Source organism: Actinomadura rupiterrae (assembly GCF_024172125.1).
GTDB lineage: Bacteria > Actinomycetota > Actinomycetes > Streptosporangiales > Streptosporangiaceae > Spirillospora > Spirillospora rupiterrae.
Genome location: NZ_JAMZEA010000018.1, coordinates 95017 through 115080, shown reverse-complemented (window position 1 = coordinate 115080; position 20064 = coordinate 95017). Strand labels below are relative to the sequence as shown.

Below are 20064 nucleotides of genomic sequence, written 5' to 3'. Positions count from 1 at the left end.
GGAAAGTTATCCACAGGCTGTGGACCGACTTGAATGCGTCCCCGGCCGGAGACCAGGCTGGGTGGTGGTCAGCGGCCCTTGAGGTCGTGGACCAGGCGGTTGGCGGCGGCGTGGTCGGGGGTGCCGGTGATGACGACCTTGCCGTCGGTGATGGCCATCTCGACCCGGGGCGCGGTGATCAGGCGGCCGGAGACCACGAAGGCGACGTCGCGGCCCACGGTGGTGCGGGTGAGCTGCGCGAACGCCTTGCGGTCCGAGGCGCGCAGGGTGACGGCCACGTCGTAGGCGCTGCCGGTGCGGCCGCGCTGCACGCGCAGGTCCGCCACCTTGTGGATCGCGATGCCCTGGGACAGCTGGTAGCAGACCAGGCCCGTCGTGGTCTGGCCGGTGACGCCCTGCGTGCCCGCCGGGCACTGGCCGGGGCTCGTCTGCGTGACCGGGAAGACCTGGAGCGGGGCGGCCAGGGCCACCGGGCGGTCGCGCATGGAGTTCGCGATCAGCCCGCCCGTCACGGCCACGGAGGCGATCAGGATGCCCAGCGTCAGCACCATCGTGAGCAGCGCCGCGCGGTGCTCCCGGGCGGCCTGCTCGCGGCCGTCCTGCCGGGCGCGCCCGCCGCGCAGCTCCGCGCGGCTCCGCTTCACGGCCGCGGCTTCACGCTGCCGCGCCATGGAACGCGCCCGCCGCCGCGCCTCGGGGCTCTCCGGATCCAGCTCGCCCCCGGCCTCCACCGGCACGGTGATCGTCGAGCCGACCGTCCCGCCCGCGTCCACGGCGGATCCGGCTCCGCCTCCGGGCGCGGTCGGCCCGGCGTTGCCGCCGCCTCCAGCGGCGGACGGCCCATCGGGGCCGCCCGTGGGCGAAGCCTGCCCGCTCGCGCCGGACGCCTTGGCCTTGCCGGACGCCTTGGTCTTGCCGGACGCCTTGGCTCGGCGCGACTTCTTGCGGCCGCCTCCGCCGGACGGCCCTTCCGACGCCGGCGTTGAGCTCGTGGTCGGCGCCTCCGTCGATCCTGGCCGGGTGTCCGAGCGCTTCGCCGTTTCGGACGTGACTCCTGGCCGCGGCCCGGTGCCGGTCGCGGCTTCGAGGCGTTCCAGGCGCTTGCGTTCGCGGCGGCCCAACTTCGGCGGCGTCGCAGAGGACGCGGCAGGCGCCGAGGACGCCAAGGACGGCGAGGGCGGCGTCAAAGGAGCCGTGCGGTCAACCGACGGCTGCGAGGCATCGCGGCCTGCCGGTGGCCGCGCGGCACCGCGGTCAGGCTGCGGCTGCGGGGCAGCGCGGTCTGCCGCAGGCTGCGGGGTTTCGCGGGCGGGCGGGCCTTGCGGGGTGTCCTGGTCGTCCGGCGGGGGTGGGACGTCGAGGATCTCCGTGCGGTGCCGGCCTCTGCGCGTGCGCTCGGGGTCCGGATCGGCGGACGTGTCCTGACGATCCTTGCTGCGGCGCGGAACCACCCGCATCGTCACCTCCCCGGCAGTTGATCTCCAAGTCTTGCAGGAAGCGGCCCGCCGGTGCACCCCTTGGCGCCGCGAAGGTCGTGACAGGCACGAAACCGGCCATGAACATGTGAGTAAAACCGGTCCCGGACCGCATCCGAAATACGCGCGGGCGCACAAAAATGCGGGTGATCTCGTCCTGGGCGAACAAATACCCGAAACCCGCACGACATGCTGCGGGGACCGCGCGCCCGGAGGCGCGCGATCCCCGCAGAGGCGGTGTCGCCTAGTCGACCCGCCAGGTGTCGCCGCTGGCCAGGAGCCCGGCGAGGTCGCCCTTGCCCTGGGGCTCGGCGGCCTCGTCCAGCTGGGCCCGCATCAGCTCGTCGTAGGACGGGCGGTCCACGTTGCGGAAGATACCGATCGGGGTGTGCTCGAACGCCGGCGAGTCCAGCCGCGACAGGGCGAACGCCTGGGACGGGTCCGGGTTGGACGCGTCGTGCACGGCGATCTCGGACGCGGCGACGTCCGCCGTGTCCACGACCTCGAACGAGCCGCCCGGCGTGCGGCGCAGCGCCTTCTGGCCGTCCGCGCCGAACACGATCGGCTGCCCGTCCTCAAGGCGGATGGTGATGTCGTCCCGCACGGACGGGTCCTTGAGCGGGTCGAACGCGCCGTCGTTGAAGATGTTGCAGTTCTGGTAGATCTCGACCAGGGCCGTGCCGCGGTGCTGGGCCGCCGCGCGCAGCACCGACTGGAGGTGCTTGCGGTCGGAGTCGATCGTCCGGGCGACGAAGGTGCCCTCCGCGCCGATCGCCAGCGAGAGCGGGTTGAACGGGGCGTCCAGCGAGCCCATCGGGGTGGACTTGGTGATCTTCCCGGTCTCGGAGGTGGGCGAGTACTGGCCCTTGGTCAGCCCGTAGATCCGGTTGTTGAACAGCAGGATCTTCAGGTTGACGTTGCGGCGCAGCGCGTGGATCAGGTGGTTGCCGCCGATCGACAGCGCGTCGCCGTCACCGGTGACGACCCACACCGACAGGTCCGGACGGGACGTCGCGAGCCCGGTCGCGATCGCCGGGGCGCGCCCGTGGATCGAGTGGAACCCGTAGGTGTTCATGTAGTACGGGAACCGGGACGAGCAGCCGATGCCGGAGACGAAGGTGATGTTCTCCCTGCGCAGCCCGAGCTCGGGCAGGAAGGACTGGACGGCCGCCAGGATCGCGTAGTCCCCGCAGCCGGGGCACCAGCGGACCTCCTGGTCGGTCTTGAAGTCCTTCATCGTCTGCTTGGTGTCGGTCTTCGGCACCAGCGACAGCGCGAGCGGCCCGCCCGCGCCGCCGTTGCCGTTCACCGCGCCGCCGCCGTTGCCGTTGGCCGCGCCGTTCGCAGCGCCGTTGAGGTCACTCACTGTCGATCACATCCTGGATGACTCCCGCGAGCTCCTCGGCCTTGAAGGGCAGGCCGCGCACGCGGTTGTAGCCGACGACGTCGATGAGGAACCGGCCGCGCAGCAGCAGCGCGAGCTGGCCGAGGTTGATCTCCGGCACCACGACCTTGTCGTAGGAGCGGAGCACCGCCTCGGTGTTGGCCGGGAACGGGTTGAGGTGCCGCAGGTGCGCCTGCGCGATCTTCCCGCCGGCCTTCCGGACGCGCCGGACGGCCGCCGAGATCGCGCCGTACGTGCCGCCCCAGCCGAGCACCAGCACCCGCGCCTCGCCGGACGGGTCGTCCACCTCAAGGGGGGTGACGTCGCCGGCGATCCCGTCGACCTTGGCCTGCCGCAGCCGGACCATCAGGTCGTGGTTCGCCGGGTCGTAGGAGATGTTGCCGGACCCGTCCGCCTTCTCCAGGCCGCCGATCCGGTGCTCCAGACCGGGCGTCCCGGGCACGGCCCAGGGCCGCGCGAGCGTCTCGGGGTCGCGCTTGAACGGCTGGAAGTCCTCCTGGTCGGGCTCGGCGAAGGCCGGCTCGATCACGGGCAGCGAGTCCACGGAGGGGATGTTCCAGGGCTCGGAGCCGTTGGCGAGGTAGCCGTCCGAGAGCAGGATGACCGGGGTGCGGTACTTCACCGCGATCCGGGCGGCCTCCAGCGCGGCGTCGAAGCAGTCCGACGGCGAGCGCGGCGCGACCACCGGCACCGGCGCCTCGCCGTTGCGGCCGTACATCGCCTGCATCAGGTCGGCCTGCTCGGTCTTGGTCGGCAGCCCGGTGGACGGCCCGGCCCGCTGCACGTCGATGACCAGCAGCGGCAGCTCGGTCGCCACCGCGAGGCCGATCGTCTCGGACTTCAGCGCGATGCCCGGGCCGGACGTGGTGGTCACGCCGAGCGAGCCGCCGAAGGACGCGCCGAGCGCCGCGCCGACCGCGGCGATCTCGTCCTCGGCCTGGAACGTCCGCACGCCGAACCGCTTGTGCTTGGACAGCTCGTGCAGGATGTCGGAGGCCGGGGTGATCGGGTAGGAGCCGAGGAACACCGGCAGGCCGCTGCGCTCGCCGGCCGCGACCAGCCCGTAGGCGAGGGCGGTGTTGCCGGTGATGTTGCGGTACAGGCCGGGCTCGTGGTCGGCGGGCTTGATCTCGTACTGGACGGAGAACGCCTCGGTGGTCTCGCCGTAGGACCAGCCCGCCTGGAAGGCCGCGATGTTGGCCTTCATGATCTCGGGCTTCTTGGCGAACTTGCGCTCCAGGAACGCCACCGTGCCCTCGGTGGGCCGGTGGTAGAGCCAGGACAGCAGCCCGAGGGCGAACATGTTCTTGGCCCGCTCGGCGTCCTTCTTCGAGATGTCGAAGTCTTCCAGAGCCTTGACCGTCATCGAGGTGAGCGGCAGCGCGTGCACCCGATACTCGCTGAGCGACTCGTCCTCGACCGGGCTGGTCTCGTACCCGACCTTGGCCAGGTTGCGCTTGCTGAACTCGTCGGTGTTGACGATCAGGTCGGCGCCGCGCGGCAGGTCGCCGAGGTTGGCCTTGAGCGCCGCCGGGTTCATCGCGACGAGCACGTTCGGCGCGTCGCCGGGGGTCAGGATGTCGTGGTCGGCGAAGTGCAACTGGAAGCTGGACACGCCGGGGAGGGTGCCGGCCGGGGCGCGGATCTCGGCCGGGAAGTTCGGCAGGGTCGACAAGTCGTTGCCGAACGCCGCCGTCTCCTGGGTGAAGCGGTCACCGGTCAACTGCATGCCGTCGCCGGAGTCACCGGCGAAGCGGATGATGACGCGGTCGAGTTGCTGGACCTGTTTGGTCACAGAGGAAGACCTCCTCGACGCGCAGCGCCCGTCCCGCGGGAGGCACCCGGGATCGTGGCGCTACTTAGGCTTACCTTCATCGTATGTCCGGGCTCTGGTGCGTCGGTCGACCGCGCGTGGAGCCCGTGCCCCGCCATTCCAGGCGTATCACCAAGGTCGGGGCCGTCGTGTCGCGATCGTGCTGCGGTACGGGATTCGGACCGTTCCTATCCGGGGGGACGCCCGGCCGGGGCTCCGGGTTCGTGATCCCGCCCGTCCGGTGGCGGTCAGCCGCCTTTCCGGACAGGCGGACGTCAGCCCGTCAGGAACGACCTCGACACAGGCAGCTGGTCAGTCGGCAGTAGTCGACGTGGAGCCGCCGCACGAGGACGGCGCGTCGAGGGATCTCCGGGGGCACGGGTTTCACGCCACGCACTATAAGCAGCGGCTTGCGGCCGCCGCCGCACCGCCCCTACCCCGAGCCGCCCTTGTGTCCCAGCTCACGACCCCTATCCCTGGCCAGGCGTCTCCCGCCCGGCCGGGAGAAGCCGGACCGCAGATCGTCAGGGGTGCCGGACCGCTGGCCGTCCACGGTGCCCGACCGCAGGGTGTCAGGGGGTGGCGGACGGGCGGTGCCGGTCGAGCTGGGCCAGCAGCTGGGACACGCGGGACGCCGAAACGGCCTCGCCCAGGACCCGGGCCCGCGCCTCGTACGGGTGCGCGCCCGGATCGTCCAGGGCCGACCGCATCCACGACCGCCAGCCGGGGCCGGTGACCGTGCAGCGCAGCACGAGCGAGCCGTTGGCCGGGACGGTCCCCGACCCGGTGCAGGTGCCGAGCGCGCGGCCGTCCGCGAGGACCGTGGCGATCAAGGTCGCCCGGGCGCCGTCCGGCGGCGAGCCCTCCGGCCGGACGAGCGAGGCCGGGACGCTGACCGTGCAGCCGTCCACGTTCTGGTCGCAGTTGATGAAGGTCAGCTTGCCCGGACGGAACCGCAGCGCCGGGTCCGACGCGCCGCCGAGCGCGGCGACCCGGGTCCGGACGTCCGCGAACGCCTTGGCGGCGTCCGGCACGTCCGCGGCGGTGAAGGTCGGCTCGTCCCCGCCCGCCGCCTGGACCTTGAGCAGGGCGTTCGGTGCGTCCACACCGACGAGGTAGTCGGCGCGCGGTGTCTTGAGCCGGTACGCCCGGACCGTCCCGACGGTCTCGGTGGACGGCCTTTCCGGCGCGGACGCGAGCCGCTTGGCGATCGTGTCCGGCGCGAACACGGCCTTCACGTCCAGGCCGGGCAGGTTCGCGGGTGCCTTCGTCCAGCGTCCCGCGTAGTCGGCCGCGTGCTCGGCCTCGCCTCCATAGTTCTTCCAGAAGGACGCTGCCGCCTTGAGGTAGGTGTCGCCGCCCGCCGCCACGACGTCCGCGTGCTCGGTTCCCGCGGTCAGCGTCCCCGAGGCGGCGCCGCCGTCGAACACGGTCAGCTTCAGGTGGACGGGCTTGTCGTTGCTCCGGACCGTCCCGTCGTAGCGGACGCCGGACGCGCCCAGCAGCCGCTGCCGGGCAGCCGCGGCCCAGGGCGCGGTCGGGTGGGGCTTGGCCGCGTGCCGCCGCTTCTTCTCCGCGCCGTCCTCGGTCATCGCGAACGCCGCGATAGTCAGCGCGACCGCCACGATCGCCGATCCGGCGATCAGCAGCGGCGAGGGCACCCCCAGAACCCGTCCCCAGCCCTTCTTCGGCGGCTCGCCGCCCGGGGCCGCTGAGCCGTCCGTGGCCGTTTCGGGCCCGTCCGGCTTGGCCGCTTCGACGGACTCGTCCCCGTCCAACCGGGCCAGGCGAGGGCGACCCGGCCCCGCCGCCGGGACGGGCTCGTCTTCAGAATGGTCGCGCGGCTCCTCGGCCGGGGGAGAGGGGGGTGCGGGGGAGGGCCCCTCCGGGTTCGAACTCACGCAGCGCCCTTCCTGCCGACGGCGATCACGAACGGGACGACGGTCAAGAACAAAGAGTGCCGGACGGGATGCGATGCCGCAGCCCGACCGGCACTCTGGACGCCGTGTCCGGAACTACTCCGAGTCGAGGTTCCGCTGGAGGGTCTGGACGTCCGACGAGGACGCGGCCAGCGTGATCGCGTAGGGGGTCACCCACACGCGCTGGTAGTTCTTGCCGGTCCGGGCCCACTCGCCGCCGGAGATCGTGCACTGCACCGGGACGTCGTCGGTGGAGGTGACGGTGCCGGTGTTGGTGCAGTCGCCGAAGTACTTCCCGCCGTCCTGCTTCTCGGTGAGCCGGAAGGTCACCTTGACGTTCAGGGACGTGTTGCTGCCCCGGGTGGTCCAGACGTCGGCCTTGACCGTGCAGGGGTCGCCGAAGGTCTTGCAGCTGACGAACTGGGCCTTGCCCTGGATGCGGGCGGTGTGGTCGGAGTCGACGGCGTCGCCGAGCTGCCCCATCTGGCCGCGGATGTCGCTGATCGCGGGCGCGGCGGCGCCGCCCGACAGCGGGGTGACGTCGGCGCTGACCCGGGGGTAGCTGCTCTCGTAGCGGAGCAGCTGCGGGTCGCCGTCGGCGGTCACGTAGAAGGTCGTCCCGATCGCGGTGATCTTGAGCGCCTTCTTGCCCTGCGCCGTGGTCTTGGTCACCGTGAGGTGGAACTTGCTGTACCGGCGCATCTGGTCGGCGATCGCGGTCGGGGTCAGGTTCTGCTTGAAGTCGACCATCAGCTCGCTGGAGCTCAGCGAGCCCCACTGGTCGCCGTCCTTGAGCATCCCGGAGTTGACCGTGGAGGTGAACTTGCCCGACCAGTACGACTTGGGCGCCTTCACGAACAGCTTGTCGTCCGCCGAGATGAAGGTGACGTTGTTGCCGCCCCAGGAGACCGGGCCGTAGGCGCGGCCGCCCTTGGTGACCTTGACGTCGCCGCTCAGCGTGTCGGACGTCGAGCCGACCGAGCCCTTGTAGTCCAGCACGCGGGCGCCCGCCACGGCGTCCGCGGCCTTGGCCAGGCGCTGGCCCGGCTTCTCGCCGCTGTTCACGACCACGACGAGGACCACGACCACGATGATCGCGACGAGCAGCACGGCGCCGCCGACGAGCGCGGCGATCAGGCCGCCCTTGCCCCCACCGGACTTGACCGGCGGCGGCATCCCGGGGCCGGGGGGCATGCCCGGTCCGGGCGGCATGCCGGGGCCGGGCGGCGGCGGGTTGTAGAACGGCGGCGGCGTCTCGGGGGACCCGTAGCCCCCGGGTGGGCCGTAGCCGGGCGCGCCTGGGGCGCCCGGGGCTCCGGGCGCGCCGGGGTACCCGGGCCCGCCCGCCCCACCGGGACCTCCGGGGCCCTCGGGCGGCGGAGGCGGCCAGGAGGGACCGGCCGGGGGGTCCCATCCGGGCGGTGGCGGCGGAGGACTGCTCATCCGGTCACATCCTTCCAGGTCATATGACCTCAAATGCCTGTCCAGTGTGCAGCAAAGATCGGGGTGTGTGATCCCCGGCCCCCCAATTGGTGGGCAATTGTGAGGTTCGAGTTATTCGTTGGCGAGATCGTGCTGCATCCGCGGTACGTCCTGGGGCTGGACGGCCAGCTGGAACGGCGCGGTGTAGACCCACACGGTCTTGTAGTCGGCGCCGTGCCTGGCCCACTCGCCGCCGGAGATCGTGCACGTCACCGGCTGGCTCTGCCCCGCCGCGACGACCCCGGTGGCCTGGCAGTCGCCGAACACCTTGCCGCCCCCGTTCTGCGCGGACGCCAGCCGGAAGTACGCCCTGACCCGCGCCGGACCGGGGGAGTTCTCGTCCGGCTGGACCTTCACGCTGACCGTGCAGGGCCGGCCGAACGTCCCGCAGCTGGTGAACTCCGGCTTCGCGGCGACCTTCGCGTGCCGGGACGCGTCGAACGCGTCGCCGAGGCGGCCGAGATCGGCCATCACGTCGGAGACCGCGGCGGGACCGGCCGACACCGGCTGCGCGGTCACGTCCGCGGCGATCTTCGGAAAGGACAGCTCGTAGCGCAGCAGTTCGTGGCCGCCCGTCCGGGAAATGTAGAACGCGGCGTCACTCGCGCTGATCTTGATCGCCTTGCGGCCGCGCGCGGTCGTCTCGGAACGCGTCGTGCGCAGGCCCGCGTAGCGGCGCAGCACCGACGCCATGGCGGGCGGCGAGAGCGCGCCCTTGAAGTCGATGCCGAGCTCGGTCGTGTCGACGGCGCCCCAGTAGTCGCCGTCCGGAAGGAGTGCGGCGTCTGTTGTGCCCACCTGCATACGACTCATCCAGGCCGACTTCGGTTCCTTCAGAAAGACATGGCCGTCTGCGGCCAGCATCGTGGCGTCGGTCCCGCTCCACGAGATCGGCCCGTACGCGCGCCCGCCCTTGGTGACCTTCACCCTCCCGGTGAGCGTCTGCGTGGTGGAGCTGATCGTCCCGGAGTAGGTGAGCATGCGGGCGCTCCCGAGCGCGGACGCCGCCTTGAGCAGCGTGTCCCGCGGCTTCTCCTTCCGGCTGTCCTGGACGGTCAGGGTGATCGCCGCGGCGGAGAGGCCGACGAACACCAGCGTCGCGAGCGTCACGCCGGCGATCAGCGCCGTCCGGCGGCGGCGCGGGGCGGACGGGGCGGACGGGGCCGGCGGCTGGGTCGGCGGAATCGGCTGCGGAGGCGGGAACGGCTGCGGGGTGCTCGGCTGCTGGGGCGGCGGGTATGGGCTGCCTGACTGCGGAGGCGGGTAGGGGCCGCCCGACTGCGGTGGCGGGAAGGGCGGCGGGGTGCTCGGTCGCGGTTGCTGCGGCGGACCGCCGGGGCGCTGCCGCTGCGTCTCCCACCAGTCGGACCCGGACGGCGGCTCCCAGCCGGACGGTGGTGTGCCCACGGTGATCACGTCCCTCCGGTCGCCGCGCCACCGCCGGAACGCGGTGCGCCCTCCCTCCAACGTGAGGCGAAGCGCCCGTTTTGTGAACCCGTCAGATGCGGGGGCCCGGCTACGCGTCCCGGCGGAGCCGGTCGGGGATACTTGACGGGACCCGGCCCCGGAGGAGCCCGTGCAGGACTATTTCCACGCGTACGGCGTCGTCGCCGCCCTGGTGGCGGTCGGCGGCGGGATCGTCGGCGGCGGCCTCGCCGCGAACCGGCTGCTGCGCCCGAGCCGTCCCACCGGCGAGAAGCTCACCACCTACGAGTGCGGCGTCGACCCGGTCGGTGAGGGATGGGCGCAGTCGTACGTCCGCTACTACGTCTTCGCCTATCTCTACGTCGTGTTCGCGGTAGACGCGGTGTTCCTCTTCCCCTGGGCGACGGTGTTCTCCGCGCCCGGCTACGGCATGACCACGCTGGGCGAGATGTTCGTCTTCCTGGCCTTCCTCGCCGTCGGTCTCGCGTACGCGGGGAAGAAGGGCGTCCTCTCGTGGGTCTAGCGACGGGACCCGCGTGGGGAACAATGGCCGCATGAGCGCCGTGGATCTTCCGCCGCCCAGTGTCGGACCGCTGTCCCGGCTCGCGCCGAAGCCGGTCCGGTTCGTCCTCAACTGGGGCCGCCGCTACTCGCTCTGGGTGTTCAACTTCGGGCTCGCCTGCTGCGCCATCGAGTTCATCGCGACCTCGATGAGCCGGCACGACTTCATCCGGCTCGGCGTGATCCCGTTCGCGCCCGGGCCCCGGCAGGCCGACCTGATGGTGGTGTCCGGGACGGTCAGCGACAAGATGGCCCCGGCCGTCCGCCGCCTGTACGAGCAGATGCCCGAGCCGAAGTACGTCATCTCGTTCGGCGCGTGCTCCAACTGCGGCGGCCCCTACTGGGACTCCTACTGCGTCACCAAGGGCGTCGACCAGATCATCCCGGTGGACGTGTACGTGCCCGGCTGCCCGCCGCGCCCCGAGGCGCTGCTGCAGGGGATCATCCGGCTCCAGGAGAAGATCGCCGCCGAGTCGCTCGGCGAGCGCTACGACGGCAACGGCTCCGAGCCGGTGTCGCCGCCTCCGCCGCCGCGTCCACTTCCGGCCACGGTTCTGCGCCGTCCGATACAGCCCCCGCCGCCACCGCCCGAACCCGACCCGGAACCGGAACCTCCCGCGACGTCCGAAGTGTCCGCTGCCACTTCCGCGGCGACCGCGGAAGTCGAGATGCCCGCGCCCCTGGCGGACGAGCCGCGACCGGCCGTTGACGAAACGCCGACGCTGCCCGCCATGCCGGTCGCCGCCCCGGACGAGACTGTTGCTGCTCCGGACGATGCGACCGTCCCGAACGAGCCCGTGGCTGCGCCCGACGATGCGACCGTTCCGCACGAGCTCGTCGCCCCGCCGGATGACCCGACCGTTCCGCACGAGGTCGTCGCCCAGCCGGACGACCTGACCGTGCCGAATGAGGCGGTTGCCCAGCCGGATGCGACGCGCCCGCTGGAGACGCCGCCCGACGAGGTCCAGCCGCCTGCCGACGAGGTCCAGCCGCCCGCGGACGCCGAGCAGCACGAGCACGGCGGCGGGACGCGCCGGAAGCGCCGGTTCCGTCCCGAGGACCACGACCCGTCGATCATCCCCGGCCTCGCGGACGGCGACGAGGGCGACGACGAGATCGGCAGGACGCGGTGACACCGGAAGAGCTCGCCGAATCCTGGACGGCGCGGTTCGGCGAGGCCGTCACGACGGCCGAGAGCCACGGCGAGGTCACCGCCGACGTCCCCGCCGAGTCCTGGCTGGACGCGCTGGCCTTCGCCCGCGACGACCTCGGTTGCGCGTTCTTCGACTGGCTCACCGCCGTGGACGAGCTGGACGACGGCTTCGCGATCGTCGTCCACCTGTACTCGCTCGAAGGCAAGCACCACGTGCTCGTGCGCACGCGCATCCCGCGCGAGAACCCGGTGCTGCCGTCCGCCTCCGGCGTGTTCCGCGGCGCGAACTGGCACGAGCGCGAGACGTTCGAGATGTTCGGCATCGCCTTCGAGGACCATCCGAACCTCGTCCCGCTGCTGCTCCCGGACGGCTTCGAAGGGCATCCGCTGCGCAAGGACTTCGTCCTCGCCGCGCGGGTCGCCAAGCCGTGGCCGGGCGCGAAGGAACCGGGCGAGTCCGGGCACGGCGCGCCGTCCCGCCGCCGCGTCCGCCCGCCGGGCGTCCCGGACGACTGGGGGCCCTCGCATGCTTGAGATCGTCGTCAAGCTCGTGCTGGTCGCCGCCGCGTTCGCGGTGCTGCCGCTGCTGGTCGGCCAGATCGAGCACAAGGTCATGGCGCACATGCAGGGCCGCCTCGGCCCGATGTACGCCGGCGCGTTCCACGGCTGGGCGCAGCTGGTCGCCGACGGGGTCAAGTTCGTCCAGAAGGAGGACGTCGTCCCGGCCGCGGCCGACCGGCGGATCTTCAAGCTCGCCCCGGCCGTCGCGCTCGTCCCGTACCTGCTGGTCCTGCTGGTGGTCCCGGTCGGGCCGCACGGGCAGGTCGCGGTGGACCTCGGCCCCGGCGTGTTCTTCGCGCTCGCCGTGATGGGCGTCGGCGTGATCGGCGCGATCATGGCGGGCTGGGCGAGCGCGAACAAGTACTCGCTGCTCGGCGGCATGCGCGTCGCGGCGCAGCTGATGTCCTACGAGCTGCCGATGGTGTTCGCGGCGTCCTCGGCCGCGATGGCCGCCGGGACGCTGTCGCTGCCCGGCATCGTGGAGCAGTGGCGCTGGTACTGGCTGCCGTGGCAGGCGGTCGGCGGCGTGGTGTTCTTCGTCGCGGGCCTCGCCGAGCTGCGCCGCCCGCCGTTCGACATGCCGGTCGCCGACTCGGAGATCATCTTCGGCCCGTACACGGAGTACGGCGGGTTGCGCTTCGCGCTGTTCCTGCTCGCCGAGTACGCGGGCATCGTGGTGCTCTGCGCGCTGACGACCGTGCTGTTCCTCGGCGGCTGGAAGGGCCCGTTCCTGGACGACCAGCTCGGCTGGCTCTGGACGCTCGCCAAGGTGTTCGTCCTGGCGTTCCTGGTCATCTGGTTCCGGGTCAGCTACCCGCGGCTGCGCGAGGACCAGCTGCAGAAGCTCGCGTGGGCCTGGCTTGTCCCGCTGTCCCTCGCGCAGCTCGCCCTGACCGGAATCCTCAAGGTCGCCCTCGGCTGACCCCCGAGCCGCCTCGGAGCCGGGCGCTAGTCGAGGAAGATCACGTACTCCTTGATCTTCGGTAGCAGGGCGGGTGGCAGGTCGACGTCCACGGCCAGCTCCTCGACCGAGATGAACCCGCCGTGCTCGGCCCGGTGCCGGACGATCCGCTCGACCAGCTCGGACGTCATCCCCGGCAGCGTGCCGAGGGCGTGCGCGGACGCGTGGTTCACATCGACCAGGCCGCCGTCGTCGTAGTTGCGCGGCAGGTCGGGACGTCCGATGCGCAGCTCCTCCGCCAGAGCCGGGTCGTCGGCGGCGAGGCTGCGGGCGTCGGCGCGCAGCTGCCGCCGGTACTGCGCCACCCGGATGGCGTGGTCGTTCGCCGGGCTGTGCGACGCGCCGCGCGAGAACACCCTCGTCCGGACGGCGAACGCGTTGGCCGTCCCCGCGACCCAGACCATCGTCATCGTGACCGCGCCGAGCAGGAACAGCATCGGGTCGGCGAGCGACCACAGGTACACCGAAAGGCCGATCCCGGCCGTATAGGCCGCCGCGCCGACCGCGAGGCCGGGCGAGCGCGCCTTCAGCGAGCCGTACAGGAACGACAGCGGCGTGCCCCAGCCGAGCGTGACGAACGGGATGAAAGCCCAGCCGAGACCGCGCGGAACCAGCGGCGGAGGCTGCGGCCCGACCGGGACCGCGGGGCCTCCGGGCGGCAGCGGGCCGTCCGGCCAACGCGGTTCCGGACCCGATGTCACGCGGCCCCTCCTCCCTCGCCGCCCACACCCGATGAGACGAACGCGGCGCCCGGCGCGTTCCCCCGCGCCGCCGCGTACGCAATCATGGGCCCGTGGGACGGTTGCCAGGAGGCGGGCTTGCCAAGGGGCTCGCCGTCACGATGCGGACGATGACCAGGCGTTCTATCACGCGGCAGTACCCGGAGGCCGAACCGGACCTCCCGCCGCGCTCCAGGGGCGTGATCGCGCTCCTGGAGGAGAACTGCACGGTCTGCATGCTCTGCGCGCGCGAATGCCCGGACTGGTGCATCTACATCGACTCGCATAAGGAGACCCTGCCCGCCGAGGGCGGCGGACGCGCGCGCACGCGCAATGTCCTGGACCGTTTCGCCATCGACTTCGCCCTGTGCATGTACTGCGGCATCTGCATCGAGGCGTGCCCGTTCGACGCGCTGTTCTGGTCGCCCGAGTTCGAGTACGCCGAGTACGACATCGCCGAGCTGACCCACGAGAAGGACCGCCTGCGCGAGTGGATGTGGACCGTCCCGCCGCCGCAGGCGCCCGACGCGCACGCCGACCCGCCCAAGGAAGTCCAGGCCGCCGAGAAGTCCGCCAACCGCGGAGCCGGCCGATGACGGGCCGCGATCTGGTGTTCGCGCTGCTCGGAGTGGTCGCCGTGGGGGCGGGCCTGCTGGTGGTGACGACGCGGCAGCTCGTCCACGCGGCGCTGTGGCTGGTCGTCTCGTTCGGCGCGCTGGCCGGGTGCTACCTGGTGCTGACGGCCGAGTTCGTCGCCTGGGTGCAGGTGCTGATCTACGTCGGCGCGGTCGTGGTGCTGCTGCTGTTCGGGATCATGCTGACGCGGGCGCCGGTCGGGCCGTCCGACGAGCTGGACTCCGGGAACCGCTGGGCGGCGCTCGGCGTCGCCGCCGGCACCGCCGCGCTGCTGGTCACGGTCCTGGTCATGGGCTTCCGCGGGACGAGGCTGAACGACGCGCCGAGGTGTGCGGCGGGCGCGTCCTGCCCGGCGAGGGCCAACGGCAGCGCCGAGCACCTCGGCGAGGCCGTGTTCCGCACCTGGGTCCTGCCGTTCGAGGTGCTGTCGGTGCTCCTCCTCGCCGCCCTGGTCGGCGCGATCGTCCTCTCCCGGACGGATCTCCCGACGCCGCTCAGGAAGGGACGCTGATGCATCTCGCCTTCCCGCTCGTCACGGCCGCGCTGCTGTTCGCCGCCGGGGTGTACGGGGTGCTCGCGCGGCGGAACGCGATCCTCGTCCTGATGTCGGTCGAGCTGATGCTGAACGCGGTCAACCTCAACCTCGTCGCGTTCGACGTGCACCTGCGCGACCGGCTGCACGGCGGGCAGGTGCTCACCCTGTTCACCATCGTGATCGCCGCCGCCGAGGTCGGGCTCGGCCTGGCGATCGTCCTGCTGGTGTTCCGGAACCGGCAGATGATCGACGTCGACCGGCTGCGCACGCTCGCCGAGGAGCCCGATCCGGAGGCCGCCGGGCCGGACGCCGCCGAACCGGCCGCGGAGCGGGAGGGGGCCAAGTGATCACGCTTGCCGCGCTGGTCGTCCTGCTGCCGTTCCTCGGCGCGTTCGCCGGGCTGCTCGGCGGACGGCGGCTGCCGCAGCCGTGGGTCGCGTGCGTCCCGGTCGCGGTCTCGACCGTCCTCGCGGCGGTCGTCGCCTTCGCGGTCTGGCGGTCGCCGGGCGAGCGCACGGGCACGCTCACGCTGATCCACACCGGCTCGCTGCCGATCCGCGTCGGCCTCCAGGTGGACGGCCTGTCCGGACTGGTCGGGGTCATGGTGTGCTGCGTCGCGGTCGCCGTCCAGGTGTACTCGGTCGCGTACATGGCGGACGACCGGCGCTACACGTCCTACGCGGCGTTCGTCTCCCTGTTCACCGCCGCGATGCTGCTGGTCGTCTTCGCGGGCGACCTGCTCCTGCTGTACGCCGGCTGGGAGGTCATGGGCGTCTGCTCGTACTTCCTGATCGGCCACCACTGGGAGGACCGCGCGAACTCGCGCGCCGCCGTCAAGGCGTTCCTGGTGACGCGGCTCGGCGACGTCGGCTTCCTCTTCGGCATCTTCGTGCTCGGCGTCGCGGCGAAGTCGTTCACGATCTCGGACGTCCTCGCGCGCGTCGGCACGATGTCCCACACCACGCTCACCGCCGCGGCGCTCCTGCTGCTGTGCGGGGTCGTCGGCAAGTCCGCGCAGTTCCCGCTGCACACCTGGCTCCCGGACGCGATGGCGGGCCCCACGCCGATCAGCGCGCTGATCCACGCCGCGACGATGGTCGCCGCCGGGATCTACTTCGTCGCGCGCGTGTACCCGGTGTTCTGGCTCGTCCCGTCCGCGCTGGCCGTCCTCGGGATCCTCGCGGTCGTGTCGATGGTCGGCTCGGCCCTGGCCGCCCTCGCGCAGGACGACCTGAAACGCGTCCTGGCGTACTCGACGATCAGCCAGCTCGCCGTCATGGCGGCGGGCCTCGCGGTCGGCGCGCGCTCGGCGGTGCTCTTCCACCTGGTCACGCACGCCGCGTTCAAGGCGCTGCTGTTCCTCGCGGCGGGCTGCGTCATCCACGCGACCACCACGAACCTGCTCGCCCGCTACGGCGGCCTCCGCAGGACGATGCCGATCACGTTCTGGTCGATGACGGTCGGTTTCGCGGCCCTCATCGGCGTTCCCGCGTTCAGCGGCTGGTTCAGCAAGGACGCCGTCATAGCCGCAGCCCAACACGGCGCCGTCCACAACGGCGACTACGCGGGCAAGATGCAAACCGGGTGGTTCGCGCACGCGTCTACCGGGAACCCGCCGCCGCCAGCCGGTACGCCCAAGGATCATGTTTGGACCATCCACCTCCGTCCCTATCCGGAACTGCACCTTCCTGCGGGCGTCGCTTGGGTGATTTACCTGGGCTTGCTGCTCACGGTCGTCCTGACAGCGGCGTACTCCGCGCGCGCGTGGTTGATGACGTTCTTCGGTGAGCCTCGCGCGGTCGCGCGCGCACACGAGGCGCCTAGCGAGGGAGTGCCGGAGGTGACCGTCCCGCGCGCGTACGAGACGTCGGTAGCGGACACGGTTGAGCTTTCGATCCCCGCCGAAGGCGAAGTGACGAAGGAACCTTCCAGCGCGCACGCGCACGAGGCGCCGAAGCTGATGACATGGCCCGTGATGGCGCTCGCGGTGCCCGCCGCGATCCTCGGGTTCTTCGGGCTAGGCGCGTCCGAGTTGCGGCCCGAGCTCGGCTCCGCGCTGCTGAGCGCGGTCCTCGTAGCGGTCGGGTTCGGCGGCATGTGGCTGGTCTGGAACCGCGATCCGGCGGCGGATCCGGCGCGGGCGCTCGGTCCGGTGCGTCCGGTGTTCGCGAAGGCGTTCTACCTGGACGAGCTGTACGCGCTCGTCATCGTCCGGCCCGTCCTGAAGCTGGCGCGCGGCGTGGCCGTCTTCGACCGGATCGGCATCGACGCCGCCGTCGTCGGGACGGCGCGGGCGGCGCGCAGACTGGGCGGCGCGCTGCGGATCCCGCAGAACGGCAACGCCCAGTCGTACCTGACCGCGCTGCTCGGCGGCGTGGTCGTCATCACGGCCCTGGTGGTGATCTTCCAGTGATCTTCCTGCTGATGATGGCGATCCCGGCGTGCGCGGCGCTCGCGCTGCTCGTCCCGCGGGCGCGGTTCCTGCCGGACGACGCGTCCCTCGGACGGTTCGGGATCCTCGTCTCCGGCGCGACGCTGCTGGTCGGGCTGTCGGCGGTGACCGCGTTCGACTTCTCCGACGCGTCCCGCGCGCAGCTGAGCGTGAACCGCACCTGGGAGTCGTCCATCGGGCTGCGGTTCCACCTCGGCGTGGACGGGATCTCGCTGCCGCTGGTCGTGCTGACCGCGCTGCTGACGTTCCTGTGCTTCGTCTACACCTACCGGCATCCCCCGGCGGGCGGGCGGCTGCGGCTGCTGACCGCGCTGCTGCTCGTCCTGGAGATCGGGATGCTCGGCACGTTCGTCGCGCTCGACCTGATCCTGTTCTTCGTGTTCTTCGAGGTCGTCCTGCTCCCGATGTTCGCGGTGATCCTCATCTGGGGCGGCGCGGACCGGCGCGCGGCGGCGACCAAGTTCATCCTCTACACGCTGCTCGGCTCCGGCCTGCTGCTCGCCGGGATGCTGCTGATCGCGGTGAACGCCGGGACGCTCGACATGACCGAGCTGGCCCGGCGGCACGGCGCGGGCGTCTCGCACGGCGTCCAGATCGCCGGGTTCCTGCTGATGATGCTGGGCTTCGGGGTGAAGGCCCCGATGTGGCCGCTGCACACCTGGCTCCCGGACGCGCACACCGAGGCGCCGACGGTCGGGTCCGTGCTGCTCGCCGGGGTGCTGCTGAAGATGGGCACCTACGGGCTCGTCCGGATCGCCGTCCCGTCCGCGCCGGACGGAGCCCGCTCGTGCGCGACGGCGCTCGGCCTCCTCGCGGTGATCGGGATCGTCTACGGCGCGCTCGCCTGCCTCGCCCAGACGGACCTGAAACGGATGATCGCCTACTCGTCGGTCGGGCACATGGGGTTCGTGCTGCTCGGCATCGCGACGCTCACCCCGGTCGGGCTGAACGCGGCGCTGTTCGGCAACATCGCGCACGGCCTGATCACCGGCCTGCTGTTCTTCCTGGCCGGATCGATCAAGGACCGCTACGGCACCGGCGACCTCGCCCGGATCGGCGGCGGGATGCTCGGCACCGCGCCGCGGCTCGCCTCGTTCCTCACCTTCGCGTCCGTCGCGTCCCTCGGCCTGCCGGGGCTCGCCGGGTTCTGGGGCGAGATGCTCGCGCTGCTCGGCGCGTACAAGCCGGACGCGGGGCTGTCCCGTCCGGCCTTCGTGACGTTCATGGCGTTCGGCGGGATCGGCGCGGTGCTGACCGCCGCCTACTTCCTGCGCCTGCTGTCGAAGATCACCCATGGCCGCCCGCGCGCGGACGCCGCCGAGGCCGCGGCGGTCGCCGCCCCGACCGTCTACGAGTACGCCGCCTGGGTCCCGCTCGTCGCGCTGACGCTGCTGGTCGGGCTCTGGCCGAAGACCCTGCTCGCCGTCACGTCCGAACCCGTCCGCGCGCTGTTCGGAGGCCTCGGATGATCCAGGGGATCGACTACGCGGCGATCGCGCCGCCGCTGCTGTGCGCGGTCGCCGCCGTGCTGGTGCTGCTCGCGGACGCCTTCGACGTCCCGCGGCGCTGGCTCGGCGCGGTGACCTGCCTGTTCCTCGGCGGCGCGCTGGTCGCGGTCGGCGTGCTGGCGGCGGGGGACCGGCGCGCCACGTTCTGCGTCCCGTCCGGGCTGCGGGGCGGCGGGCCGCGCTCGTGCTCCTACGTGGCGGACGACTTCACCCTGCTCTTCCAGGGCCTCGTGCTCGCGGCGGCGATCATCGTCGTCCTGCTGTCGCTGCGCACGATCGTCGAGGACGACCTGCCCGCCGGCGAGTACCACTTCCTCCTGCTTTCGGCGATCGTCGGCGCCCTGGCGCTCGTCGCCGCGCGCGACCTGGTGACGTTGGTCGTCGCGCTGGAGACGCTCTCGCTGCCGGTGTTCGCGCTCGTCGGGCTGCGCCGCCGGGACGGCGCCGCCGCCGAGGCCGCGCTCAAGCTGTTCCTGGTCTCGGTCGTCTCGACCGCCGTGATGCTGTTCGGTATCTCGCTGCTGTACGGCGTGACCGGCGCGATGCACCTCGACCGGCTGTCGGCGGGGCTGCGGTCGGTGCCGTCCGACCTGAAGCCGGTCGCGGCGGTCGGCGCGGTGCTCGTCCTGGCCGGGTTCGCGTTCAAGGTCGCGGCCGTCCCGTTCCACTTCTGGGCGCCGGACGTCTACCAGGGCGCGCCGCTGCCCGTCGCGGCCTTCCTGTCGGTCGTGTCGAAGGCCGCCGGATTCGCCGGGCTCGCGATCATCGCCGGGCTGGGCATGCCGTCCCTCGGGCACGTCTGGGGACCCGTCATCGCCGTCCTGGCGGCCGCCACGATGACTCTTGGGAACCTGATGGCGCTGCGGCAGCGCACCGCGATCCGGCTGCTGGCGTGGTCGTCGGTCGCGCAGTCCGGCTACATGCTCGCGCCGCTCGCGGTCGGGGAGCGGCGGCTGCCCGAGGCGGTCGCCGCGACCGTCGCCTATGTCGCGCTTTATGCCGTGATGAACCTCGGCGCGTTCGCGGTCGTCGTGGGCGTCCAGAAGGCGGGCTCGCCGCACGTGCCCCTGGACGGCTTCCGCGGCCTGGCGCGCCGGGACCCGGTGTCCGGGACGGCGCTGGCGTTCTTCCTCATCTGCCTCGCCGGGCTGCCGCCGGGCGTGATGGGACTGTTCGCGAAGGTCGTGGTGTTCCGCGCGGCGGTCGCCGGGAACGTCACGTGGCTCGCGGTCGTGATGGCCGTGAACACCGTCCTCGGGCTGTACTACTACCTCGCCTGGGCCGCCCGGGTGTTCGCGGCGTCCGCCTCGGATGAGGGGACGACGCGTCCGGGGCTCGCGGTCCGCGCCGCGATCGCCGCGACGGGGGCGGGCGCGCTGGTGCTGTCGGTGGCGCCGCAGCTGGTGCTCTCGGCCGTCGCCGCCGCCACCTGAGCCCGCCCGTCGCATCCGTCACAGAG

17 protein-coding genes are annotated in these 20064 nt (G+C 72.2%); 10 read left to right on the top strand and 7 right to left on the bottom strand.

Features of this window, described 5'->3' with window-relative positions; genetic code table 11:
- Window positions 1-68: 68 nt before the first annotated feature.
- From FHU30_RS43345 to FHU30_RS43320, 6 genes are all read right to left on the bottom strand, one after another.
- Window positions 69-1457, bottom strand: a complete 1389-nt coding sequence (locus FHU30_RS43345) for a SecDF P1 head subdomain-containing protein (protein WP_253883554.1) — start codon at window positions 1455-1457, stop codon at window positions 69-71.
- 262 nt (window positions 1458-1719) lie between these two features.
- Window positions 1720-2784 (bottom strand): 2-oxoacid:ferredoxin oxidoreductase subunit beta, encoded by a 1065-nt coding sequence (locus tag FHU30_RS43340; protein WP_253883642.1) that lies wholly within the window; start codon window positions 2782-2784, stop codon window positions 1720-1722.
- Window positions 2785-2833: 49 nt separating this feature from the next.
- The gene (locus FHU30_RS43335; RefSeq protein ID WP_253883553.1) at window positions 2834-4675 is read right to left on the bottom strand and encodes a 2-oxoacid:acceptor oxidoreductase subunit alpha; all 1842 of its coding nucleotides are present in this window, start codon (window positions 4673-4675) and stop codon (window positions 2834-2836) included.
- A gap of 590 nt (window positions 4676-5265) precedes the next feature.
- Complete coding sequence (locus FHU30_RS43330; RefSeq protein ID WP_253883552.1) at window positions 5266-6471, bottom strand: LolA-like protein; 1206 nt, start codon at window positions 6469-6471, stop codon at window positions 5266-5268.
- 237 nt (window positions 6472-6708) lie between these two features.
- Window positions 6709-8055, bottom strand: coding sequence for a hypothetical protein (locus FHU30_RS43325; protein WP_253883651.1), 1347 nt, complete (start codon window positions 8053-8055; stop codon window positions 6709-6711).
- Between the two features lie 111 nt (window positions 8056-8166).
- Window positions 8167-9510, bottom strand: a complete 1344-nt coding sequence (locus FHU30_RS43320) for a hypothetical protein (RefSeq protein ID WP_253883551.1) — start codon at window positions 9508-9510, stop codon at window positions 8167-8169.
- Between the two features lie 160 nt (window positions 9511-9670).
- Here FHU30_RS43320 and FHU30_RS43315 point away from each other — a divergent pair, with 160 nt between their 5' ends.
- Genes FHU30_RS43315 through FHU30_RS43300 form a run of 4 tightly spaced genes read left to right on the top strand, consistent with a single transcriptional unit; the run spans window position 9671 to window position 12716 of the window.
- Window positions 9671-10042, top strand: a complete 372-nt coding sequence (locus FHU30_RS43315) for an NADH-quinone oxidoreductase subunit A (RefSeq protein WP_253883550.1) — start codon at window positions 9671-9673, stop codon at window positions 10040-10042.
- Window positions 10043-10073: 31 nt separating this feature from the next.
- Window positions 10074-11213, top strand: a complete 1140-nt coding sequence (locus FHU30_RS47900; RefSeq protein ID WP_301324491.1) for an NADH-quinone oxidoreductase subunit B — start codon at window positions 10074-10076, stop codon at window positions 11211-11213.
- Window positions 11210-11767 (top strand): NADH-quinone oxidoreductase subunit C, encoded by a 558-nt coding sequence (locus tag FHU30_RS43305; protein WP_253883549.1) that lies wholly within the window; start codon window positions 11210-11212, stop codon window positions 11765-11767. Before FHU30_RS47900 ends, FHU30_RS43305 begins: the two co-directional genes overlap by 4 nt.
- On the top strand, window positions 11760-12716 hold the full coding sequence (locus tag FHU30_RS43300; protein ID WP_253883548.1) for a complex I subunit 1/NuoH family protein: 957 nt from the start codon (window positions 11760-11762) through the stop codon (window positions 12714-12716). Before FHU30_RS43305 ends, FHU30_RS43300 begins: the two co-directional genes overlap by 8 nt.
- Before the next feature lie 26 nt (window positions 12717-12742).
- Here the strand turns inward: FHU30_RS43300 and FHU30_RS47515 are convergent, their stop codons facing one another.
- On the bottom strand, window positions 12743-13456 hold the full coding sequence (locus FHU30_RS47515) for a ComEA family DNA-binding protein (protein ID WP_253883547.1): 714 nt from the start codon (window positions 13454-13456) through the stop codon (window positions 12743-12745).
- A gap of 149 nt (window positions 13457-13605) precedes the next feature.
- On the opposite strand from FHU30_RS47515, the gene FHU30_RS43290 reads away from it, so the two are divergent.
- Genes FHU30_RS43290 through FHU30_RS43265 form a run of 6 tightly spaced genes read left to right on the top strand, consistent with a single transcriptional unit; the run spans window position 13606 to window position 20038 of the window.
- The gene (locus tag FHU30_RS43290; RefSeq protein ID WP_253883546.1) at window positions 13606-14070 is read left to right on the top strand and encodes a NuoI/complex I 23 kDa subunit family protein; all 465 of its coding nucleotides are present in this window, start codon (window positions 13606-13608) and stop codon (window positions 14068-14070) included.
- The gene (locus FHU30_RS43285; RefSeq protein WP_253883545.1) at window positions 14067-14621 is read left to right on the top strand and encodes an NADH-quinone oxidoreductase subunit J family protein; all 555 of its coding nucleotides are present in this window, start codon (window positions 14067-14069) and stop codon (window positions 14619-14621) included. Before FHU30_RS43290 ends, FHU30_RS43285 begins: the two co-directional genes overlap by 4 nt.
- Window positions 14621-14992 carry an NADH-quinone oxidoreductase subunit NuoK gene (gene nuoK, locus FHU30_RS43280; RefSeq protein ID WP_253883544.1) on the top strand — a complete coding sequence of 124 codons (372 nt, stop codon included), beginning with the start codon at window positions 14621-14623 and terminating at the stop codon, window positions 14990-14992. Before FHU30_RS43285 ends, nuoK begins: the two co-directional genes overlap by 1 nt.
- Window positions 14989-17058: an NADH-quinone oxidoreductase subunit 5 family protein gene (locus FHU30_RS43275; protein WP_253883543.1), complete on the top strand. Its 2070-nt coding sequence runs from the start codon at window positions 14989-14991 to the stop codon at window positions 17056-17058. Before nuoK ends, FHU30_RS43275 begins: the two co-directional genes overlap by 4 nt.
- Window positions 17055-18566: a complex I subunit 4 family protein gene (locus FHU30_RS43270; protein WP_253883542.1), complete on the top strand. Its 1512-nt coding sequence runs from the start codon at window positions 17055-17057 to the stop codon at window positions 18564-18566. The genes FHU30_RS43275 and FHU30_RS43270 overlap by 4 nt, the downstream gene beginning before the upstream one ends.
- Window positions 18563-20038 carry an NADH-quinone oxidoreductase subunit N gene (locus tag FHU30_RS43265; RefSeq protein WP_253883541.1) on the top strand — a complete coding sequence of 492 codons (1476 nt, stop codon included), beginning with the start codon at window positions 18563-18565 and terminating at the stop codon, window positions 20036-20038. Before FHU30_RS43270 ends, FHU30_RS43265 begins: the two co-directional genes overlap by 4 nt.
- Window positions 20039-20064: the final 26 nt, after the last annotated feature.